Raw genomic sequence first — 5,597 nt, forward strand, 5'->3', positions numbered from 1 at the left:
ACCAGGAATATGCCGAAGCGGCACGTCACCAAATCGCGGAAACACGAGATCCTACGATGCCATGCGGCATAATCCGGGTTACGGCATTATGAACCGTCTCGTGGCAACGCGTGGACGCATAGTGATCCATGCTGCGGAAGGCCGTTCGGTTCGGCAGCTGGATATGATCGAAGGTCGGTGTGAAGTAGGCTTGGTTTCCGCCATGGCGAACGTCGGCAGGGATTCCCGTGAAGAAGGCGTCGATCGCCGCCTGCCGCTCGGACGGGATCAGAGGCTGCTCCGGTTCGTCAGAGGGGTAGAAATAGGCTGGAAGACCGTCGATCTGATCGGCGTTGAACACGATGTAATGGCGCAGGAACCGGATGCTCCGCTCCACTTGCTTGCCGGTTTCGGGGTGCTCCTCACGCTTCTTGAACGAGGAATAATAAACCGAAAGCGCGCCGGTTTGACCCTTGCGGACGTGCCCGCCTAGCGTTTCCGCCTGGCGCCAGGTCATCCAGTAACGCGAACGATAACCCTGGGCATCGCCGAGCGCCCAGAGATAAAGCGTATTGATGCCCTGATACGGCGTGCCGCAATGACGCAGCGGGCGTCCGCCCGCCCCGTTCAGCCGCCAGGGCCTCGACCAGGGCGGAACACCCTCCTCGAGCTTGCGGATGATGAGGTCGGTGATTTCGGCGGCGACATCGCGGCTCGTGCGTTTCGCAAGGGACATGGCGCTTCTCCGTGCGGAAGGGGAAAAGGCCGCCGGCACGGGACCACGCGCCGGCGGCAAGGCATCCAGGAGAAAGCGGCGTCAGGCCGCGAGAGCGTCCTGATCGGGCGATTCCGCTTCGATTTCGCAGGCACCGGACACTGTCTCGTCGACGCCAGCCACGCCAACCTCTTCGGCATCCTCGGGCTCGACGATCGCCTGCTCTTCAGGATCGCCTTCGGCGGGTTCGAGATCGTCCGCCTCGGTCTTGTCGAGGAAGCGCATGGCGTCGGGCACCCAGGCAAGCGCCGCGTCCCGGACCTCGGGCTCGACGATCGCTTCGCCCGCGAAGAGCTTCGCGCACGATTCCGAGATCTCCGACTTCTTCATCGTCGCGTGGCGCGCGGTCAGCGCCGCGCCGCCGACATCGGCGAGCAGCGTCAGGATCGAGCCCTTGCTGATGCGGTCGAAGAAGTTCTCGGATGTCGGCCGCCACCAGCTTGCGACATCGACATCCATGATCGTCGCCAACCGGTTGTGGAGCGGACACTGCTCGGCGCGGTAGCTCGCCTTCGCTTCGAGCGACATCGCCACGATGTAGGCGAGCCAGGCCGCCTTGCTGTCGTCGTCGAGCGCCCGGAACGCCTCGAACCGGTCGACCTCGGACTTGTGCTCCAGCCAACTCGCATCGAGCCCGTCATGGGCTTCGGCGAGATAGCCCCGCGCGCGGGTCGTCGGCTGGTCGCCACTCACCGGATCCTGCGGCGAGCGAGCGCGAATGGTCGAGCCATAGGCGCTGAACGTGCTGGCGCGATCGTCAATCATGACGAAGAGCGCATAGTCGAGCGCCAGGGCCGGATGGCTGAGCAGGGTCGCTGCGAGCACGTCGCGCCGCTGCATCGCCAGCTCATCGTAGAGCCGGGCGCTGAGCGGCTTGCCGCCCGGGGCGATCGCTTCGGGCGGCGGAGCAGGCGGCGTGTAGCTGCCGCCCGGGCCGGTCGAACCGCCACCGCCGGCACCATCGCCGTGGTCGTCCTCGCCGTTTTCATCAGCGCCGCCGATGCTGACCGGTTCCTCGCTATAATATTCGGTGTCGAGGACCATCTCGCCTCTGGGCGTCAGCTTGAGAAACGCGCCGACGAGCGGCTTGATCTCGTCAGGCAGCACCGGCGGGATGTTGTGGAGCGCGTGTTCTTCCTCGGACAGGGCATCATATTCCTGGTCGAGCGCCTTGTAGGCATCCTCATCGATGGTCTCGTCATCCATCTCCTCGGCGATGGCTTCCTGCCGCTGTGCAATCGCATCGAGGCGGGCCAGCTGCGCCTCGGTGAAATCAGGCTGCGGCAGGATCACCCGGTAGAGGCCGGTCGCCGCGCTATGCGTGTAGTTCGACGCAATCGGCCGGATCCAGGCGAGACCGAGTTCCTCGCCGATCCGCTTGGCTTCCGCTTCCATGATGTCCGCGGCGAGCCGCTGCGCGATCTCGGGGTTCACCCACTTGTCGCCGCTGTCGCTGAAAAGGTCGCGGTCGATCTTGCCGCCAGCCTCGGCATAGCGGTCCTCGCCGACCAGGATCGCGACCGGATCGGTCGACTTCATCGTTTCGTTGGCGATGACGCGGCGGATAGTGTCGGCATTGGCATAGCTGGTGCCGTAGCTGTTCCAGACGAGAAGCTGCTTCTCCTGGTTTTCGGTCGAGGCATAGGCCTTGGCGACGTCCAGCGTGATGGTGCCTTCGCTCAGCGCCTCGAAGATGGGCTCGGCCAGGGTCGCGAGCCGCAGGCGGCCCTCGACGAACCGACGGGTGAGGCCGAAGCGCTTGGCGACACCGTCGATATCATTATTGAGACCGATGAAATACTGGAACGCGCGGCATTCCTCGGCAGGCGTCATCTTGAGCTGATGGAAGTTGGCCGCGGTCGAGGTCTCGGACAGGGTCGCCTCGTCGCCGACGAGAACCTTGACGGGAACATCGTAGGTTTCAGGGTCGATGGTGCCGCGCTCGGCGAGCATGAGCAGACCGCGCAGGCGGCGACCGCCATCGAAGACCTCGAAAGTGCCGCGCGGCTTTTTCACAGGCGTGACGAGCAGGTTCTGGAGTACGCCGCGAGCTTCGAGATCGGCGGCCATCTGCGGTATTTCCAGCAGGTCGTCGGGCCGCCTGCGGACATTGATGGGAGAAAGCGTAAGCTTCGAGAGCTTAACGGTCGTGGTCATCGGAGGAACTCCTTCTGGCATCCGGATCAGCCCGGACACCAGCATCACTCCCCCTTCCCTCTCGAACCCCGGGGCGCCCCGTGGGCGTGGCTTTTTTCCGCCGGACAACCTACATTGTCTTCTCTTCCGGCCTCGAAAGAATATGATCTGCGGTGACCTCCACGACGCTCCGTTTGAACATGCCGCAATGGCAGGGTGGCGATGAACCCGCCTATAGCTTTGGTTCCGAATTGTTGCGCTGGCTTGCCCCGCCGCATGACGGCCCCGAGGAAACCGTGGCGGTTCCGGAACCGGACGGAAGCTCCCCGCCGGTTAGCCGTGGCATCAAGTGGTGCGCCGCCCTCTTGTCTCAAGCAAGAGCGGCGCGCGAAGCCATCGAGCGGCATGCGCCCGATCGGATCGTGACGCTTGGCGGCGACTGCCTGGTCGATCTTGCGCCGATGGCGTATCTAAGCCGCAGATATGGTGAAAAGCTGGGCGTTCTCTGGCTCGATGCCCATCCCGACGTGATGAGCGCTGCCGAGTTTTCGCACGCCCATGCCCATGTGCTTGCCCTGCTGCTTGGCCGGGGCGACGAGGCTTTCACGGCAGAAGTGCCCCGCAAGCTGGACGCCCGGCGTGTGATGATCGCCGGCATGCAGGGATGGAACGCGGATGAAGACCTGATCCTGAAGGAACTGGGCATCCGGCATATCCCGCCAGCCGTCCTTGCTGACAGCAGCCGGCCGATCCTCGACTGGATCGAGACCGAGGGAATCACGCATCTTGCGGTACATTTCGACCTCGATGTCCTCGATCCGGCTCATTTTTCTCCGCTGCTGTTCAACAGGCCGGGCATGCCGGAGGGGGCCTTCGATGGAATAGAGCAAGGCCGTATGCAGCTGGACCAGGTGGTGCGCCTGTTGAAAGAGATCGGCGCGGCAGTGGATATGGTTGGCCTTGCCATCGCCGAACATCTGCCATGGGACATGCTGCGCCTGAGAAACAGCCTTGCCGAGTTACCCATCATGAAATCATGAAACTCACTGTGGGCTGAAACCGCCCCGAGTTTCGGAATACCAATGGCGCACCACTCGCGAAGCTATCCTCGCCGCTTTGGACACGCCCTCCCCCCGATCTCGAGGTAAACGTCGTCACCGCTACGCGATGCTTCACAATCTGAATGTGACGGACTTCTCCTGTGAGAGCGGCGCTGACCGCCGATGAGACGTCATTAGAGGGTGTCAATGACCAACGAAACCCGCAGTGCCGACTGTTTCGGTGACATCTCGTGCTTGATGCAGAATGCACACCAGCTGCGCTTCGTCATTCAGGATCGGAACGGACACCGTCTGCCAATAGCGCTCGAGAAACCGGCCATCGGAACCCCGCAGGTCATAGCGCTGTGCTTTCATGGCATGCTGGCGCCGTCCCTGTGCCGCGATGCGGATGGAATCAAACAAGCCTGCGACGCCGGTTGCATCCTCAAGATCCGGATTATCCGGAAAGACGTCAAAGAGCCTTTCTCCGGCCACTCTGCTGCGCTCGGTATAGGTGATGGCAGTATGCGCATCGTTGACGTCGAGGATTCGCATACCAGCCCTCGGATCGATGATCATCGTAGGCTGGGTAGAGGTCTCCGTCAGGCGTTGAAAAAGGCTCCGATCACATGATGATAGCGCGCCAAATTCAATAGGATATCTCTGCACGCCAAGTGCGGCGGCGTTGAGCAATGCAAGCTCGCGTTGAATTGAACGGATCTGCTGCAGCAGATAGCTGCGCTCGGTGTCGGCAACGTCTGCGCCCAGGCAGGCCCTGAATTTCTTCAAGTTTTCGTGCAGGATGAAGCGTTGCACATTACCCCCTAAGGTTTCAATTGTGCCTCGGATCTATGAACTTCTCCGGTCCCGAGAAGTTTCCCCGACTCGCTGGCATCTGCAACGCAATAAATACACTGAATGACCTCTGAGCACAGGAACGTCTCCGAGCCATAGTGGGTAAAGGATGACCACATGATTCGCCCAGCGAATGTCTGTCTGGGCCTTGTGAATGGCGGCGGCGGGCGCATTGTCCCGCCACTCCCCGGCCGATCGCAAGATAGGGAAATCAAGTTCTGCAATCTCGATCCGGCGCACTTCATGGCCTGCCGCCTCGCCGCCCGCCGCATAGGCATCCGCAAGCGCATGAACGTACCGGGTCCCGTTTGGGTCGGGATGCCCATCGATAATCGTGATGCGGGTCATGACATCTCCTGAATCCGCCATCCACGCATCGTCGTGCAATTGGGATTATCCCGGAGTGTCGGTGGCGACAGGCACCGGCCAGCCGAGATGAAATCACTTGAGCTATGAGGGGGAGCGTTTCTTCCTCGCAAGAGTCGGGAAACTGGCGGAGGAACCCTGATTACAATACATGCGACTGTGCGGAACGCATGGCCAATAGCTCTGCGGCCATGTTGGGGGTGTTCTCCCATGGGGCACTACACAAACGGAGGATCGCGGTGACCCAGAGAATATCGCCGCTTTCGAGGGGGGAAGAGTTTTGAGCGATTTTCGTTTCCTGCATGCCGCCGACATTCATCTCGACAGCCCGCTCCATGGCCTGTCGAGATATGAATGGTCATTTCTCACTCCTTTTTCGGCAAGGCCGCCTGCCTGCGGCTGCGGCCCTGACCCGCTGGCGAAGCGCGGGGTGGGGAGGGGAGAAG

At 61.9% G+C, this 5,597-nt stretch carries 4 protein-coding genes and 1 pseudogene; 1 reads left to right on the top strand and 4 read right to left on the bottom strand.

Features of this window, described 5'->3' with window-relative positions; translation table 11 throughout:
* Positions 1-88: 88 nt before the first annotated feature.
* Positions 89-715: pseudogene (locus B5X69_RS20085) on the bottom strand (ArdC family protein); the annotation flags it as partial.
* A gap of 81 nt (positions 716-796) precedes the next feature.
* Positions 797-2,911: a ParB/RepB/Spo0J family partition protein gene (locus B5X69_RS20090; protein WP_020819396.1), complete on the bottom strand. Its 2,115-nt coding sequence runs from the start codon at positions 2,909-2,911 to the stop codon at positions 797-799.
* Positions 2,912-3,063: 152 nt separating this feature from the next.
* Between B5X69_RS20090 and B5X69_RS20095 the strand changes: the two genes are divergently transcribed.
* The gene (locus B5X69_RS20095; RefSeq protein WP_021222983.1) at positions 3,064-3,930 is read left to right on the top strand and encodes an arginase family protein; all 867 of its coding nucleotides are present in this window, start codon (positions 3,064-3,066) and stop codon (positions 3,928-3,930) included.
* A gap of 204 nt (positions 3,931-4,134) precedes the next feature.
* On the opposite strand, the gene B5X69_RS20100 is transcribed toward B5X69_RS20095, so the two are convergent.
* Both B5X69_RS20100 and B5X69_RS20105 read right to left on the bottom strand, forming a co-directional pair.
* Positions 4,135-4,746 carry a PAS domain-containing protein gene (locus B5X69_RS20100; RefSeq protein ID WP_020819394.1) on the bottom strand — a complete coding sequence of 204 codons (612 nt, stop codon included), beginning with the start codon at positions 4,744-4,746 and terminating at the stop codon, positions 4,135-4,137.
* 33 nt (positions 4,747-4,779) lie between these two features.
* Positions 4,780-5,133, bottom strand: a complete 354-nt coding sequence (locus B5X69_RS20105; RefSeq protein WP_079640273.1) for an NAD(P)H-dependent oxidoreductase — start codon at positions 5,131-5,133, stop codon at positions 4,780-4,782.
* Between the last annotated feature and the right edge of the window lie 464 nt (positions 5,134-5,597).

Origin of the sequence: Sphingopyxis flava, assembly GCF_900168005.1 — a bacterium.
GTDB lineage: Bacteria > Pseudomonadota > Alphaproteobacteria > Sphingomonadales > Sphingomonadaceae > Sphingopyxis > Sphingopyxis flava.

Excerpts from the sequence above, each read along its gene's own strand:
- B5X69_RS20090 (WP_020819396.1), bottom strand. The coding sequence starts at position 2,911 with ATGACCACGACCGTTAAGCTCTCGAAGCTTACGCTTTCTCCCATCAAT.
- B5X69_RS20105 (WP_079640273.1), bottom strand. The coding sequence starts at position 5,133 with ATGACCCGCATCACGATTATCGATGGGCATCCCGACCCAAACGGGACC.